Annotated in this window: 14 protein-coding genes; 7 read left to right on the top strand and 7 right to left on the bottom strand. The window is 69.6% G+C overall.

Annotation, left to right across the window (positions count from 1 at the left end; genetic code table 11):
• Positions 1–45: 45 nt before the first annotated feature.
• Positions 46–777: a hypothetical protein gene (locus GIY23_RS17930; RefSeq protein ID WP_154077723.1), complete on the top strand. Its 732-nt coding sequence runs from the start codon at positions 46–48 to the stop codon at positions 775–777.
• A 195-nt stretch (positions 778–972) separates the two neighbouring features.
• Here GIY23_RS17930 and GIY23_RS17925 read toward each other — a convergent pair whose 3' ends face one another.
• From GIY23_RS17925 to GIY23_RS17915, 3 genes are all read right to left on the bottom strand, one after another.
• Positions 973–2,295 (bottom strand): DNA polymerase IV, encoded by a 1,323-nt coding sequence (locus tag GIY23_RS17925; RefSeq protein WP_154077722.1) that lies wholly within the window; start codon positions 2,293–2,295, stop codon positions 973–975.
• A 112-nt stretch (positions 2,296–2,407) separates the two neighbouring features.
• A complete protein-coding gene (locus tag GIY23_RS17920) occupies positions 2,408–2,821 on the bottom strand; it encodes a TipAS antibiotic-recognition domain-containing protein (protein WP_154077721.1) in 414 nt (137 codons plus the stop codon).
• 129 nt (positions 2,822–2,950) lie between these two features.
• Positions 2,951–3,154, bottom strand: coding sequence for a hypothetical protein (locus GIY23_RS17915; RefSeq protein ID WP_154077720.1), 204 nt, complete (start codon positions 3,152–3,154; stop codon positions 2,951–2,953).
• 205 nt (positions 3,155–3,359) lie between these two features.
• Between GIY23_RS17915 and GIY23_RS17910 the strand changes: the two genes are divergently transcribed.
• Both GIY23_RS17910 and GIY23_RS17905 read left to right on the top strand, forming a co-directional pair.
• Positions 3,360–3,551, top strand: a complete 192-nt coding sequence (locus GIY23_RS17910) for a hypothetical protein (protein WP_154077719.1) — start codon at positions 3,360–3,362, stop codon at positions 3,549–3,551.
• A gap of 117 nt (positions 3,552–3,668) precedes the next feature.
• Positions 3,669–4,016, top strand: coding sequence for a DUF3817 domain-containing protein (locus tag GIY23_RS17905; RefSeq protein WP_154077718.1), 348 nt, complete (start codon positions 3,669–3,671; stop codon positions 4,014–4,016).
• A gap of 157 nt (positions 4,017–4,173) precedes the next feature.
• On the opposite strand, the gene GIY23_RS17900 is transcribed toward GIY23_RS17905, so the two are convergent.
• Positions 4,174–4,674 (bottom strand): MarR family winged helix-turn-helix transcriptional regulator, encoded by a 501-nt coding sequence (locus tag GIY23_RS17900; protein ID WP_154077717.1) that lies wholly within the window; start codon positions 4,672–4,674, stop codon positions 4,174–4,176.
• 91 nt (positions 4,675–4,765) lie between these two features.
• Here GIY23_RS17900 and GIY23_RS17895 point away from each other — a divergent pair, with 91 nt between their 5' ends.
• A complete protein-coding gene (locus GIY23_RS17895) occupies positions 4,766–5,065 on the top strand; it encodes an MTH1187 family thiamine-binding protein (protein WP_154077716.1) in 300 nt (99 codons plus the stop codon).
• 320 nt (positions 5,066–5,385) lie between these two features.
• Positions 5,386–6,297: a tetratricopeptide repeat protein gene (locus tag GIY23_RS17890; RefSeq protein WP_154078948.1), complete on the top strand. Its 912-nt coding sequence runs from the start codon at positions 5,386–5,388 to the stop codon at positions 6,295–6,297.
• A 140-nt stretch (positions 6,298–6,437) separates the two neighbouring features.
• Here GIY23_RS17890 and GIY23_RS17885 read toward each other — a convergent pair whose 3' ends face one another.
• Together GIY23_RS17885 and GIY23_RS17880 are read right to left on the bottom strand one after the other, a co-directional pair.
• A complete protein-coding gene (locus tag GIY23_RS17885) occupies positions 6,438–7,904 on the bottom strand; it encodes a neutral zinc metallopeptidase (RefSeq protein WP_154077715.1) in 1,467 nt (488 codons plus the stop codon).
• Positions 7,905–8,279: 375 nt separating this feature from the next.
• Entirely contained in the window at positions 8,280–9,542 is a 1,263-nt protein-coding gene (locus GIY23_RS17880) for a neutral zinc metallopeptidase (RefSeq protein ID WP_154077714.1), read from the bottom strand.
• Between the two features lie 141 nt (positions 9,543–9,683).
• On the opposite strand from GIY23_RS17880, the gene glgP reads away from it, so the two are divergent.
• Positions 9,684–12,233, top strand: coding sequence for an alpha-glucan family phosphorylase (gene glgP / locus GIY23_RS17875; protein ID WP_154077713.1), 2,550 nt, complete (start codon positions 9,684–9,686; stop codon positions 12,231–12,233).
• Between the two features lie 39 nt (positions 12,234–12,272).
• On the opposite strand, the gene GIY23_RS17870 is transcribed toward glgP, so the two are convergent.
• The gene (locus GIY23_RS17870) at positions 12,273–13,592 is read right to left on the bottom strand and encodes an FAD-binding oxidoreductase (protein WP_154077712.1); all 1,320 of its coding nucleotides are present in this window, start codon (positions 13,590–13,592) and stop codon (positions 12,273–12,275) included.
• A 100-nt stretch (positions 13,593–13,692) separates the two neighbouring features.
• On the opposite strand from GIY23_RS17870, the gene GIY23_RS17865 reads away from it, so the two are divergent.
• Positions 13,693–14,649, top strand: a complete 957-nt coding sequence (locus tag GIY23_RS17865) for a helix-turn-helix transcriptional regulator (RefSeq protein WP_228717741.1) — start codon at positions 13,693–13,695, stop codon at positions 14,647–14,649.
• Positions 14,650–14,851 lie beyond the last annotated feature (202 nt).

The following is a 14,851-nucleotide window of genomic DNA, read 5'->3' as shown; positions in this document are numbered from 1 at the left end:
CCGGTCAGCGTGATCGACCGCACGCCTCGGCGCTACGCTGGGGGCATGAAGTGGAAACCCGGTGGCTGGCAGCGGGCCGACGCGGTCGACCCGGAACGCGCGACGACGCCGCGCCGCACGTCGCCGTACGCGGAACAGCAGACACGGGCCTACTCGCCGCCGTCGCCACCTCAACAGCAGCCGCAGCGGACCATGATCAGCTCGGAGGCACGGGACGTCGACGTCAGCGCGGCGAGCTTTCGGAACTTGCTGGTCGGCGGCGGGCTCAGCGGTTTCGGTGTCGTCGTGTGCGCGGCGGTGCTCGTCGACGGTGGCGGGCCGTGGCTCTGGGTCGCGCAGTTGCTGACCTTCGTGGTGTTCCTGTACTTCGTGGCGTCCTCACGGGGCGTGTTGAGCAGCCGCGGATTTCTGTTCGACGGCAGCGGCTTCTACGCGCGCACCCGCGGCGAGGTCTGCGGCGTGGCGTGGTCTGAGATCTCCGCGGTCGGTATCGGGACCTTGCCGATGATCGAGCACAAGCGTCCCGTGCACCCGGAGCGGCGCCGGGCGCTCGAGGTCTACCCCGCCGATCCGGGATTCGGGGAGCGGCATCCGGAACTGGACCGGTGGCTGGTGGAGGACCGGCCACCGATGCAGGGTCTGCCCGGTGTGCGGTACCGGTTCCACCTGCCGCCGATGAACCGCATGCCTCGTGACCTGGAGCGGGCGGTGCAGGCGTTCGCCAGCCGCAAGTGGGTCGGCCAGTACCGTCGCCACACCCCGCCGCCCGGCTCGTAGCGTCTGGCGTTGTGCCCGTACAGCATGGTCATAGGTGACCAGCCGGGGCAGGGTGAGCGGCTCCGGCGTTTCAGTTCCGTGCCTGGCAAGGCAGGGGTTCTCGCCGCGTACGTGTGGTACTCAAGAGGACCCCAACGCCGCGGGGCGTGAACTGGGGGCGGTACGGATCACCCACCGAAGTTCCACAATGCGCTCTCAAGCGAGGCTGTCCATCGGATCGGCGCGGGTCAGGAGCGGGTCCGCCACGGAGAACGTGCGCGCCCGGCCGGGTCCGGTTGCCGCTGTCTCGAAGCGCACGGTCACCCGGCCGTGGCCGGCGCCCTGCACCCAGCCGTGGCCGAAATCTTCGTGCCGCAGGTCGTCGCCCGCTCGCCACGGCGCCTCGTCGGCCGGTGCGGGCTCCGGAACCGAGACCGAAGTGACGTCCGTTTCGGGCTGCAACTCGTTGTTCCGGGGCTCGTCGACGAACAACGGCTCCTGTTCGGAACTCGCCAGCCCCGAGTAGGAGACCCCCACGAGCCGGATCGGCGTTCCCGGCACCACAGCCACCCCGATCAATCGTCGCGCCACCGTTGACAGCGTCGTGAGGTCGCTGCTGGCCGACGGCAGCGTCTCGGAACGGCTCAGCGTCGTGAAGTCCGAGTCCCGGACCTTCAACGTCACCGTTTTCGCCGCGCGGTGCGAGGCGACGAGCCTGCGATGCGCGCCCTCGGCCATCGACGCGACCTCGGCGGCGAGCACGTCGGTGTCTCGCACGTCCACGTCGAAGGTGGTTTCGGCGCTGACCTGTTTCGATTCGGCCCGCTCGACCACCGGATGGTCGTCGATGCCGTGGGCGAGCCGGTGCAGTTCGGTGCCGTGCGCCTGGCCGAGCAGCGAGACGACGTCGCCGAGATGCAGCCCGGCGAGGTCACCGACGGTCTGTACCCCGATCCGGTGCAACTTGGACTCGGTCACGGGTCCGACGCCCCACATGGCGCGCACCTCGAGACTCCACAGCAGGGAACGCTCCTCGTCGGGCGGGACCACCAGCGCGCCGTCCGGTTTCGCCAGCCCCGAGGCGATCTTGGCGAGCTGCTTGCCCGAGCCTGCCCCGACCGATGCCGTGACCCCGACCTCATCGCGGATGCTCGCGCGCAGCCGAGCTGCGAACTCCGCGACGGCCTCGGTCTCGGCGCCAGCGAGTTCACCGGGTTCGAGGAACGCCTCGTCGATCGAGACCTGGGCGATCACGTCCGAGACGTCCCGGACCAGATCGAGCACTCGTGAACTGAGCGCCTGATAGACGCGGAACCGCGGGGGCAGGACGACGGCCACGGGGCAGCGGCGGCGCGCCTCCGACATCGGCATCGCCGAACGCGCGCCGAACTCCCGCGCCTCGTAACTCGCCCCTGCCACGGTGCCCCTCGGGCCGAGGCCGCCGACGAGCACTGGACGTCGGCGCACGGTCGGGCGCGTGAGTTGCTCCACGGACGCGAAGAACGCGTCCATGTCCACATGCAACACCCACCTGCGCATACCGACATTCAACGGTGCCGCACCGACAACGGCCACGCGCCCCCTGGGGTGGTGACAGGAAGGGAACTTTCCTGTCACCGGTGACAGGAAAGTTCCCTTCCTGTCACCGGGCTCAGTGCAGGTGGGTGGAGGCGTACGCGAGCATGGCGTCCTTGAGGTAGGTGGCCGTGCCGGCGGGCTTTTTGCGTTCGATGCGTTTGCGGAACTTCGGTTGGTTCACGTACAGGTTCGCCAAGCGCACGTACGAGTCCCGGTCGGGTGTCCAGAAGTGGCAGATCCACCGGTAGTGGTCATGGATGACTTCCTGCACCCGCGCGTCGTCCACCGGTACGCGTGCGGCGCAGAAGTCGGCGATCGTGGCGCTGATGCGGTTCCAGTCGTGCCCGAGCCGCGCCGGGGTGGGGTGCTGCGACCCGTCGAGCCGCTCGGTGCTGTCGGGATCGAGGTGGCCGACCAGTGCGGTGGCGTCCTGCACCGCTTCGTCCGGGTCCAGTCTGTGAATGCTCGACGGTGTGTCCGGCTGCACCGCGTCCCCTTCTCCGGCACCGGCGCACGGAGGTGAACCGTCCGAGGCCGTTCGTGATCATCGTGCGTCGTGCACGCTAACCGAACCGCCGTCACGCCGGATGAGGTTCGCGACAATCCGCGGGAAAGGTCACGCGTCGTCGCGGTCGGAGGCGTTCTCCTCGTCCTCCGTGCTGTCGTCGTCGGTCGCCCGGTCCTGAACCGGTGGGGCGAGGTGGACGACGCCGGAGTCCAGGTCGAGCGGACCACCGGGATCATAGCCCTGACCGTTGGATTGGTCGTCCCGGTCGTTGCGGGCCTTGTGTCCTCCGAACAGATTGCCGTAGGCACCCATGCCTCCAGGGTAACGCCCACTCCGCGGTGTGGGAGCGAGGATCGAGCCCGCACCGCAGCGCGAGCGCTGGACCAGGCGTGATCCGGTGCCGGCCGCGACTGATCCGTGACGGTGCGTCGACCACCGTGGACAGTGGGAATGTCCTCTGTGCGTGAAAGCGGGAGCTGCCTGAAGATCGCTGCCGAGCCCCCATAGGATGCGGCGCGTGAAGCAGTACCGGGAGAACCTCGCCATGAAGATCGTCTGCGCGGCGTGCGACGGAACCGGTCGCGTCGAGAAGCCGCGGTGGTACATGTCGCTCGAAAACGGCGACGGATCCACCTTGTCGGAATGGCACGATTGCCGACACTGTAGCGGCACTCCCGGCCGCAAGCTCGGCCTGAAGCCGCCCGCATGAGTCCTGCGGTGCGCACATCGGTCGGCCTGCCTGCTGTGTGACCGAGCGCACCGGCCACACTGGGAGCGAGAGGTCGTCCGCGCGGTCCGGCCACCGCGCCGAGAGAAACGAGTCGTCGTGCCCAGGACCTATGGTGAGTGGTTCCGTGTCGCCGCCGTCGCCGAGGCGCTGTCCTGGGCGGGTCTGCTGGTGGCGATGGCGTTCAAGTACGGCCTGGACATGCCGCTGGGCGTGACGATCTTCGGGTGGATCCACGGCGCCGTGTTCACGGCCTACCTCGTGACGACGTTCGTGGTGTTCAGTCCGCTGCGGTGGAGCTTCGGTGTACTGGTCCTCGCCGGGCTGGCCTCGATCCCGCCATTGGTGACCGTGTGGTTCGAGCGGTGGGCCAGGCGGCGCGGCCTGCTCGAGGTGCGCGACGCCGACGAGCCGACGTTTTGGCAGCGGGTCCGCGCACTCAACTGAGAAGGTATCTGGGGACTTGGGTCGGTGGTCCAGTACGGCCGCCGCACCTTGACGAGGCACGAGCTGGAACGCCGCAGCCCCTCACCGTGCCCCGGGCTGATCCGTATGACCGTGCCCGGCTGGCACGAACGCCAGTTCCCGAAGGAACTCTGAGCGTTCAGAAGTCACCAGCGGCGTGGCGGACCTTGCCGAGCAGTTCGGTGAGCTGTTCGGTTTGGCGTTCGGTGACCCCGCGCAGCCCGAAGTCGATCTCGTTGACCGACTCCGTGGCGCGTTTCGTGAGGTCCCGGCCCTCGTCGCTGATCTCGACGAGGGTGGTTCGCCGGTCCGTCGGGTGCGGCACCCGGTGCACGAGCCCGTCGTGTTCCAGCCGGTCGACGATGTTGGTGACGCTGGTCGGGTGGAGTTGCAGCCGGTCTCCCATGACCCGCATCGGCAGGCTGCCGCGCTGCGAGAACGTCAGCAGCACCAGCGCCTCGTAGCGGGCGAACGTGAGGTTGTGCGGGCGCAGCGCCGAGTCGACCGCCGACTGCAGGATCTGCTGGACCCGCATCACGCTGGTCACCGCTGCCATCGTGGTGGACGGCCCGACCCGATCGGCCCAGAGTTCGGCGGCGCGGGCGATCGGGTCGAAAGGAAGCGGACTGCGGGCGCTCATGACTCTCGACGCTAGCAGCGCCCGTGCAGCTCCCGGACGCGTACAGGCATGATCGGGGCAGAACGTCCACCGACTGAGAGGAGGTCGAGGCGTGCTCGTGGCATTCAGCGTCGCCCCGTCCGGCGCAGGGGACAGTGACAGTGTGAGCGAGGCGGTGGCGGACGCGATCCGGGTGGTGCGGGCGTCCGGACTCCCGCACGAGACCGGTTCGATGTTCACCACCGTCGAAGGCGAGTGGGACGAGGTGATGGACGTCGTCAAGCGGGCGACGGAAGCGGTCTCCGCCCGGGCCCCGCGCACCAGCCTGGTGGTCAAGGCCGACATCCGGCCGGGCCACTCGGGACAGCTCTCCGAGAAGGTCCGTCGCGTCGAGGAACACCTCGGCGAGTAGCCGTTCAGTGGTCGCGCGGAGTGAGGGTTGTGGTCGGGAACAGGAGTTCCGGCCGCGAGGTGAGGTTCCGCCACGGAATCACTCAGAGGGTATTTGGGAACTGGCATGTGTGCCCGTAGGGCACGGTCATGCGTGACCAGCCGGGGCACGGTGCGCCGGTACCGGACCACCCAGCCAAGTTCCACAATGCGTTCCCACGCGGATCAATCCACACCTGTCATCGGGGCCGTCGGTCCGATCACGCGCCCAGCGTTCGGGCCGGTGGCGCCGCGTGTCAGGATGGGACCGTGACGAGGCCAGACCCCCGCGAGAGCGCATCCATGTCCGGTGCCGTCGACCTGTCGGCGCTGAAGAACAAGGCCGAAGCCGCCGGTTCGGGAAACCAGTCATCCCAGGGCGCCGCCGCACAGGGCGGCGGGAGCCAGTGGGTCGTCGACGTCACGGAGTCGACGTTCCAGAGCGAGGTCATCGACCGTTCGATGCAGGTCCCTGTCGTGGTGGACCTGTGGGCGAGCTGGTGCGAGCCGTGCAAGCAGCTGTCCCCGGTGTTGGAGAAGCTGGCCGCCGAGTCCGGTGGTGCCTGGGTGCTCGCCAAGATCGACGTGGACGCCAACCAGCGTATCCCGCAGATCTTCGGTGTTCAGTCGCTGCCGACGGTGGTCGCCATCGCCAACGGTCAGCCGGTCGAGGCATTCCAGGGCGCACAGCCGGAGCCGCAGATCCGCCAGTGGATCTCGTCGCTGCTCGACCAGATGCGGGAGCAGATGCCGGCGATCGCCGAGGCCGAGCGCGCTGCCGGGGGCGTCGAGCCGGAGCCGGAACAGGAGGATCCGCGGTTCACGGAGGCCGAGGACGCGCTCGACCGTGGAGATTACAGCGCCGCCGAGTCGGCCTACCAGCGGATTCTCGCCGAGGAGCCGAACAACGAGCAGGCGAAGGCCGCGTTGCAGCAGGTCCGGTTCGTTGCGCGTGCAGAGTCGGCCGACCCGGACGCGATCGCGAAGGCGGACGCCGCTCCGGACGATCTGGACGCCCAGTTCGCCGCCGCCGACGCGGAACTCGTGGGACGCCCAGAGGCGGCCTTCGAGCGCCTGATCGGCACCGTGAAGCGGACCGCCGGCGACGACCGGGACCGGGTTCGCCAGCACTTGCTGGAGCTGTTCGAACTGTTCCCGGACGGTGACGAGCGGGTCCTCGCAGCACGCCGGAAACTGGCCAGCGCCCTGTTCTGAGTGCCGGTAAGCGACCCGCGCCGCAGAACAACGCCGCGAGGCGCGAACTGGGGCGGCGGTACCGGACCGCCCACGCGATTTCCAAGCTCTGAGTCTCGGACGCGAGCAGTGTCCTCGCCTGGTGCCGTGGAGGGCGCTGCTCAGCTCCGGTACTTGGCGGCGCAGGCTCCGCTGCCGTCCTGGAAGCCGCTGCGGAACGCCTCGACCCGCGCGAACCCGGCGGGTACTTGCTCACCGTCGATGTTCGCGGCGATCAGGCTGTCCTCGCCGAGCAGCGCTGCGACGCCTTCGTCGACGTCGCCGGGGGCGATGCGCAGCGTGCCGACAGGATTGCGCCGCCCGATCGGGTCCTCCACGAGCACGCCGCTCCACGATCCGACGAAGCAGGCGGTCCGCAGCCCGGCCGCCTCGTCGTCGAGGGGGAGACCGGCGGCCTTCTGCACCGCCAGCGCATACCGGGACGCGACCTGGGCGTAGGCGGCGAAGTCGCCGTAGCCGGAGTTCGCATCGCTGCTCACTGGCGGGGTGGCGATGCGCTGCAACTCCGCTGTATCGAGCGACACGGTGTTCGTGGACTCGCAGTAGGTGGCGGGCGGCGTCGGTCGGGTACCCGGGCAGGGAGTGCCGTCGGTGGTGATTTTCGGCGGCTGGGTCCCGCTGTCGGCGAACACCTCGTCGAGACTGGCGCGGACCGCCTCGAGGTGTTCGTCGTCGACCGGCAGGTCCGTCTCCTGCGCGTGTTTCCAGAACGGGAACTGGGTGGTGCGTCGCTCGACGTCGGCGGCGTCCATCTCCGCGCAGCGTCCCGGCCCGTCGCTGAAGCCGTACTGAAACGCGGTGACTCGGTCGAACGCGTTGCCGTGCGCGCTGTCGGCGGTGAAGCCGCTGGTTCCGGGGGCGTCGCGGATGAAACTCAGCACCCCCATGATCCGGTTCAGGCCGTCGCCGGTGGAGATCCGGAAGTGCTCGGCGTTGCCTTCGGCGACGTGCCGGAAGAACGCGCCCGTGAAGCAGTCGGCCTGCTGTTCGAACACGATCACCGGATCGTTGTCGGCGACCGTGCCCGCACGATGCTGCACCGCGTGACCCATCTCGTGGGCGAGAACCGCGACCGGCGCCATCGGGCCGAAGCTGTTCTGCAGCTGGGGAAGCAACTCGCCGCGATCCCAGGCGATCGCATCGTCCGGAGGACAGTAGAACGCGTTGGCGACACCCCGGGTGCTCTCGCCGCAGAGCTGGACGCCGGAACCCGACGAGTCGTACGAGACGTACTGCTCGACCGGAGCGAACTCCCGGCCGAAGGTGTCGGGGAAGACGCCGGACCAGTAGGACTCGACGTCGGCGACCGCGTTGCGAGCGAGACCGTCCATTGGCCCGCCGTCGCTGTTCTCGACCGTGAGATCGGCATCCGGCACGCCCGGTTTCGGACCGCTCGGACCGTTCGCCGCGGGTAGTCCGGCGACGTCGGTGGTCGAGGCGCGCTCGGCGGCCGCGGGGGTGCCGGCGATCGTGCGCGCACAACCCGCGATCAGGCTCACGCACCCGAGAGCGGCGAGCACCGTCACCGCGATTCGTTTCCGCCGACGGTGTGCCGGTACCGCTGCCACTGGCTGTTCTCCCTGCTCGGCGGGTCGTGTACGGCCCGATGCCGGACCGTCGAGCAGCCTAGCGGGTCGTGATCTTCCGCCGGCGGGGTTCGCCCGCATCGTCCCTCGCGGCGGTGACAGTCAGCGGGTGCGCGGGTTGAGGCTGTGGCAGCCACAGTGCGCCGAGGGCATTCCCACCGCCTACGCAGGCTGGCCAGCGACGTGTTCTCATCTCGTGGTTGGCGAGGACAGCGTCGACGTGGCGTAGGTCGTTACTCGGTGATCCGAACGCCAGCCGCGAGGTGAGGTTCCGCTACTGCAACCAGTCACGCAGATCAATCCGCGCACCCTTCAAGGACATTCCCTGTCATCGGTGCGCGGAATGTTCCCTTGCTGTCACCAGCAGGCGTCGGGGCCGTTCTCGAAGCCGGTGCGGAAGGAGTGGAGGCGGTCGAGACCGCTGAGGTGACTTCGGTTGTCGCTGCCCCGGGACACCGTGTCGTCCACGAGTAGCGTTTCCACCGCCTCGTCCACGTCGCCGGTGGTCTCCTGCCGTGCTCCGACGTAGGCACCCGTGAGGCAGCTCGCCGTGCGTCCGGCCTCACGACCCGTCGTTGGTAGGTTTCGCGCGTCGAGGGCGGCGACGGCGTAACGGGAGGCGAGCAGTGTGGTGGTCGCCTGGTCCCCGATGACGGTGTGCAGGCGCGCCAGCGGTTCCCGGTCGATCGCCACTCCTGTCGGCGTGCCGCACGAGGCGACGGGCTGCCCGGACGCGCATGTCGACGTCCGAATCGGGGGCGCGGCCTCACGGCCGGCGATCTCACCGAAGAAGCGTCGCGGATCCTCGGAACGCAGTACGGCGCCGAGATCGACGTTCGGACGTGGCTGCGCGTCGAGTCGTTCACCGACGAACGGCCGGTCCTCGGTGAACGACGCGCACCGCGCGGCTCCGTGCCGGTGCCCTTCTGCGAAGGCGGTCACCCGGTCGTAAGCCGTTCCGTGCGCGTCACCAGTGCCGGAGTCGGTGCCGACCGGGTCGCGGAAGGCCAGCAAGGCCCGCATCGCGCCGTCGAGGTCGTCCTCGCTCAGCTGGAGATGTGGCGAGTCGCCTGCCACGACCTGGTGCAAGTAGGCGCCGGAGTAACAGTCGGCCATCGTCTCCAGCAGGAGTGGCTCGTCGGCTCCGCCCACGTCGAGTCCGGAGCGCTGCTGCACCGCGTGGCCGATCTCGTGAGCGAGCACGGCGACGACGGCGGCGTCGCCGTACCGGGCTTGCAGGACCGGCAGCAACGCGGACCGGTCCCAGGCGATCGCGTCGACGGCCGCACAGTAGTACGCGTTGCCCTCCAAACCGGTGGGGTCACCAGCGCACGGCGGTGTCGGGCCGTTCGGCGCTGTGGTGTCGACGGAGAAGAACCCGCCGTCGAGGTCGTTCCACGGCCGATCGAACACCTGCGGATACTGCTCGGACCAGAAGCGCTGCACGTCGGTCACGGTCGTGGCCGCGAGCGTGTCGAGCGGGCCGCGGTCGGTTCCGTGCACGAACGAGGGGTCGACGCCCTGGGCTATGGCCGTGGACGGCTCGGACGCCGGTGCGGAGCAGGCCGCCAGCGCCAGAGTGGCGGCGAGGACCGCGGTGAGGAGGTGTCGGACGCGCACCCGTCCAGCTTCGCACCTCCTTCGTGTCGCCGGACGCTGCCACGGCCGGCCGGGCTCCTGCGCTGGTCTCCCACGTGTCGGACGCGGTACCGGGCCGCCACGGTCCCCGGGAGCGGCTCGCGCGAGATACAGTCCGCTCCCGTGAGAGCCGTCCATCGCTTCACCGTCCGCGCGCACCTGCCCGAGCCCTTGCAGGCGTTGGGCACGTTGGCGACCAACCTGCGTTGGAGCTGGCACCCGCCGACGCAAGACCTGTTCGCCGCGATCGACAAGAACCTCTGGTCGGAGGTCGCAGGCGACCCGTTGAAGCTGCTCGCGCGCGTGCCCGCCGATCGGTTGAGCACGCTCGCGCGCGACGAGGAGTTCCTGGCCCGCACACGCGCGGTCGACGACGACCTGCGCCGCTACCTGACGGTGCCGCGCTGGTATCAGCAGCGCCAGGACGAGGGCGGCACGTTGCCGTCCTCGATCGCGTACTTCTCGATGGAGTTCGGGCTCACCGATGCGCTGCCGAACTACTCGGGCGGGCTGGGGGTGCTCGCAGGCGACCACCTGAAGTCCGCGTCGGATCTGGGACTGCCGCTGATCGGCGTCGGCCTGCTGTACCGCTCGGGTTACTTCCGGCAGTCGCTGTCCCCCGAGGGCTGGCAGGAGGAGCACTACCCGGTGCTCGATCCCCGCGCGTTGCCGCTCGAACTGCTCACCGACGACACCGACCGTCCGGTGATCGTGCGGGTCGCGATGCCCGCCGGGCGCATGTTGCGCGCGCGGGTGTGGAAGGCGCAGGTCGGCAGGGTCCCGTTGCTGCTGCTCGACTCGGACGTGCCGGACAACGAGGAGACACTGCGCGGCGTCACCGACCGTCTCTACGGCGGGGATGCCGATCACCGGATCCGGCAAGAGATCCTCGCCGGAGTAGGCGGAATGCGGGCCGTCCGTGCGTACTGCGCGCTTACTGGTCACCCTCAGCCGGAGGTGTTTCACACCAACGAGGGGCACGCCGGGTACCTGGGACTCGAGCGGGTGCGCGAGCTGCTGAACGATCCCGGTCTGCGGTTCGAGGAAGCGCTGGCTGCGGTGCGGGCGGGCACCGTGTTCACCACGCACACCCCGGTGCGTGCGGGCATCGACCGGTTCCCGGTGCAGTTGGTGCGGCACTACTTCGACGATCGTGCGTCGGAACCGCTGCTGCCGGGAGTGCCGACGGAGCGGGTCCTGGAGCTGGGAGCCGATGACGACGGTGCCAAGTTCAACATGGCCCACATGGGGTTGCGGCTGGCTCAACGCGCCAACGGGGTCTCCGAGCTGCACGGCAAGGTCATTCGCTCCATGTTCTCCGGACTGTGGCCGGGGTTCGGCACCGAGGAGATTCCGATCTCGTCGGTCACCAACGGCGTGCACGGGCCGACGTGGTCGGCGCGGGAACTCGGCAAGCTGCTCGGCGAGTCCGAAATGGACAGCGGTGTGGGGTTGCGCGGGATGGAACCGGTCAGCGACTCGCTGCTGTGGGAACTGCGGTGCTCGCTGCGGCAACGGCTCGTCGACGAGGTCCGCAGGCGGCTGCGCAGCGCGTGGCTGGAACGGGGGGCTTCGGAGCTCGAACTCGGCTGGTGCGACTCCGTCCTCGACCCGGACGTGCTCACGATCGGGTTCGCCCGCCGGGTGCCGACCTACAAGCGGCTCACGTTGATGCTGCGCGAGCCGGAGCGGTTGAAGCGACTGTTGCTCGATCCGCAGCGTCCGGTGCAGCTCGTCGTTGCCGGCAAGTCGCATCCCGCCGACGAGGGCGGCAAGGCGATGATTCAGAAGATCGTGCAGTTCGCCGACGACCCGGAGGTACGGCATCGCATCGTGTTCCTGCCGGGTTACGACATGGCTCTCGCCCGGTACCTCTACTCCGGCTGCGATGTGTGGTTGAACAACCCCGTGCGCCCGCTGGAGGCCTGCGGCACCTCCGGCATGAAGTCGGCGCTCAACGGAGGGTTGAACCTGTCGGTGCGGGACGGATGGTGGGACGAGATGCACGACGACCACAACGGATGGTCCATCCCCACCGCGAACGGCGTGTCGGATCCGGCGCGACGCGACGCGCTCGAAGCCGCCGCGCTCTACGACCTGGTGGCCGGGCAGGTGGTGCCCGCGTTCTACGAGCGGCACACCGACGGCGTGCCCGCGAAGTGGATGTCGATGGTGCGGAACACACTCGCGTCGCTGGGGCCGCGGGTGCAGTCCTCGCGGATGGTGCGGGAGTACGTCGATCACCACTACACACCGGCCGCGTTGTCGGCGAAGGCGGTCTCGGAGGACGGCTACCGCGGCGCCAAGGAACTCGCCGAGTACGTCGCGCGGGTCGTGGCCGCGTGGCCCGGGGTGCGGGTTGAGGACAGCGAGCTGGCCGTCGAAGGTCCCACTCCGCTGCTGGGCAGTGCGGTGACGGTGCGCGCTCGGGTGGAGTTGGCGGGCCTCGACGAGTCCGATGTGGACGTCGAGGTGGTCGTGGGCAGGGTCGATGACGACGACGAGCTGCACGACGTCGTCACGCAGCCGATGCGCCGCGACGAGAGCCGCCGCTACGTCGCGTCCGTGACGCTGCCGCACGCCGGCCCCGCCGGATACACCGTCCGCGTCCTGCCTCGGCACCCGCTGCTGTCCGGCCGGGCCGAACTCGGCCGCGTCGTCCTCGCCGGCTGAGCCGCACGGAGCCGCGAGTCCGTGCGGCTCAGCCGTCGCTCAACCGAGGCTGCGGGTGTGCCGAAACAGGTTGTGCGGGTCGTGTTTCGCCTTGAGGTTGCGAAGTTCGGCGAGCGTGCCGGGGGAGTGGAACCGGTCAACAGGCGAGGAGCGCGGCCCGAAGTCGAAGTTGAGGTTGTGCCCGACGGTCCACGACGCGACCGCGTCGGCGACACGGTTCTGCACACCGCGCAGTGTGTCGGGTTCGGCGTCGAAGATCGGCGACAGTACTCCGAGTACGTAGCGCGCCCGGCGATGGGAGACGGCGTTGGGCGCGCCCTGCGGCGTCGTCAGTGCGCCACCGAGGTGCCGCACTCCGACGATGTGCGTCCCCGGAGCCTCCGGACCGGTCAGGTCCGCCACGGTGTGCACTGTCGTCTCGTCGAGGTCGTCGAGCATCAGTGCGGAGCCGAGTGTGGCGCTGGGTTCCGTCGGGTCGTTGTGGATCTTGCCCGACTCGGTGAACGGCATGTCCTCGACGGTGTCGAGCAGCAGCGGCCCGATTCGCCGCAGCGACGCGAGCAGGTCGTCGGCCTCGTTCCTCGTCCCGCAGTGTGCGAGCGCGACGTGCAGGCACCGGCGCCCGCGGAGTGGTTCGGGCACGGTCGGCAGGTCGGGGAACGGGATGAGGGTGGCAGAGGTGGTCATCTCGTCCGGCAGCTCGCGTGTCCAGTCGAGGTAGCGGGCGAGCACACCGGCGTCTCGGGCGTCGAAGAACAGGGCGCCTGCGTGCAGCGTGCTCACCGGGAACAGCCTGATCCGCATGCCGGTCACGATGCCGAACGGTGCCCCGCCGCCCCGCAGCGCCCAGAACAGCTCCGGTTCGGACTCCGCGGTCACTCGGAGGTGCTGGGCCCGCGCGTCGACGATGTCGATACCCAGGACGTGGTCGGCGGCGTAGCCGTACTTGCGGGCGAGCAGCCCGATCCCGCCGCCGAGGCTGTAGCCGACCGCGCCCACCTCCGGGGAGCTGCCGGACAGCGGCGCCAGACCGTGCGGCGCGGCTGCGTCGATCACCTGCCGCCACCGCGCGCCCGCCTCGACCCAGGCGGTCCGGGAGCTGGGATCGACGGCCACGCCGTTCATGTGCCGGGTCCTGACGAGCACGCCGGGATCACCACCGACGTCGCCGGAACCGTGGCCGGTGTCGAGCACGGACACCGACAAGCCGCGAGTCAGCGCGTGGTCGACGGCGTTCACGACGTGGGACGAGTTCGAGGCCTCGACGACCAGGTCGGGCCGAGGATGCACCGCGGTCTGGTATCCGGTGGTGTCGTCGGTCGTCGGCAGCTCTTTCGGGGTGAAGTCTGTGCTGGTCATAGCGCCTTCCTCGGGGTCGTTGTGGGACACCGGTGAACGCTACGAGCCATTCCGGACAGGAAATGTCCGGAGCAGGTGCGACGCTGTTCGGGTGCGGAACATGCCTTCCCGGATGCTGCGCCTGCTGTCGTTGCTGCAGAGCCGTCGTGACTGGTCCGGGGCCGAACTCGCGGAACGACTGGACGTCACGGAACGGACGGTGCGCCGCGACGTCGACCGGCTGCGGGAACTCGGATACCCGGTGACGGGAACGCGCGGCGCGGTCGGCGGCTACCGGATGGGGGCCGGAACGGCGCTGCCGCCGTTACTGCTCGACGACGACGAAGCAGTCGCGGCGGCCGTGGCGCTGCGGACGGCCGCGAGCAGCCGCGTGTCCGGTATCGGTGAGATCGCCTTGCGCGCCCTTGCGAAACTCGAACAGGTCCTGCCGAAACGCCTGCGGCAGCAGGTCGCGGCGCTCGCGGACGCGACGACTGCGGTGACGGGCGTGCGCACGGACGCGCCGGACACCGACCCGGAGCTACTGACGGTCGTTGCCGCCGCGTGCCGGGACCACGAGTCGGTGACCTTCGAGCACCGCGCGCGGGACGGTGCCGCGACCTCACGCCGGGTCGAGCCGCAGGGCCTGGTCACCGTGCGCGGCCTCTGGTATCTCGTCGCATTCGACCTCGCGCGGGAAGACTGGCGCACGTTCCGGCTCGACCGTGTGCACGGACTCGCGACGACACGCCGGAGGTTCACGCCTCGCCCTCCACCTGCGCCGGATCTCGCCGAGTACGTCGCGAGGTCGCTCGCGAGTGCGCCCTACCGCTACGCACTCACCGCGACAGTGCAGGCGTCGGCAGAGTCGGTGTCGGGGCGACTGCTCGCCCCGTTGCCTGGCCGGATCGAAAGGCTCGGGGACGACCTGTGCCGGGTGCACCTCGGTTCCGATCGGATCGACACCGTGGTGCAGGATCTCGTCGCACTCGACGCGCCGTACACGGTGGACTGTTCGGAGGCCGTCGCGGAGCAGCTCCGTGCCACCGCGAACCGGCTGACGGAGGGGTTGCGCTGAGCTCAGAGGGCATCTGGGGGTAGGTGGTCCAGTGTCGTCGCCTGAGTTCGCACCTCGCGGTGTTGGGGTCCTCTTGAGTACCACGTTGACGCGGCGACAACCCCTGCCTTGCGAGGCACGCACTCCGAACGCCGGAGCGTCTCGCCGTGCCGGGGCTGATCGCGACTGAGGCGTCGTGCCCTACGAGGCACCAATGGCAGAT

The sequence above is a fragment of the Allosaccharopolyspora coralli genome (assembly GCF_009664835.1).
Taxonomy (GTDB): Bacteria; Actinomycetota; Actinomycetes; order Mycobacteriales; family Pseudonocardiaceae; genus Allosaccharopolyspora; species Allosaccharopolyspora coralli.
This window is presented reverse-complemented; position numbering and strand designations above follow the sequence as displayed.

Excerpts from the sequence above, each read along its gene's own strand:
- GIY23_RS17865 (WP_228717741.1), top strand. The coding sequence starts at position 13,693 with ATGCCTTCCCGGATGCTGCGCCTGCTGTCGTTGCTGCAGAGCCGTCGT.
- GIY23_RS17870 (WP_154077712.1), bottom strand. The coding sequence starts at position 13,592 with ATGACCAGCACAGACTTCACCCCGAAAGAGCTGCCGACGACCGACGAC.
- GIY23_RS17930 (WP_154077723.1), top strand. The coding sequence starts at position 46 with ATGAAGTGGAAACCCGGTGGCTGGCAGCGGGCCGACGCGGTCGACCCG.
- GIY23_RS17925 (WP_154077722.1), bottom strand. The coding sequence starts at position 2,295 with ATGCGCAGGTGGGTGTTGCATGTGGACATGGACGCGTTCTTCGCGTCC.
- GIY23_RS17890 (WP_154078948.1), top strand. The coding sequence starts at position 5,386 with ATGTCCGGTGCCGTCGACCTGTCGGCGCTGAAGAACAAGGCCGAAGCC.
- GIY23_RS17915 (WP_154077720.1), bottom strand. The coding sequence starts at position 3,154 with ATGGGTGCCTACGGCAATCTGTTCGGAGGACACAAGGCCCGCAACGAC.
- GIY23_RS17900 (WP_154077717.1), bottom strand. The coding sequence starts at position 4,674 with ATGAGCGCCCGCAGTCCGCTTCCTTTCGACCCGATCGCCCGCGCCGCC.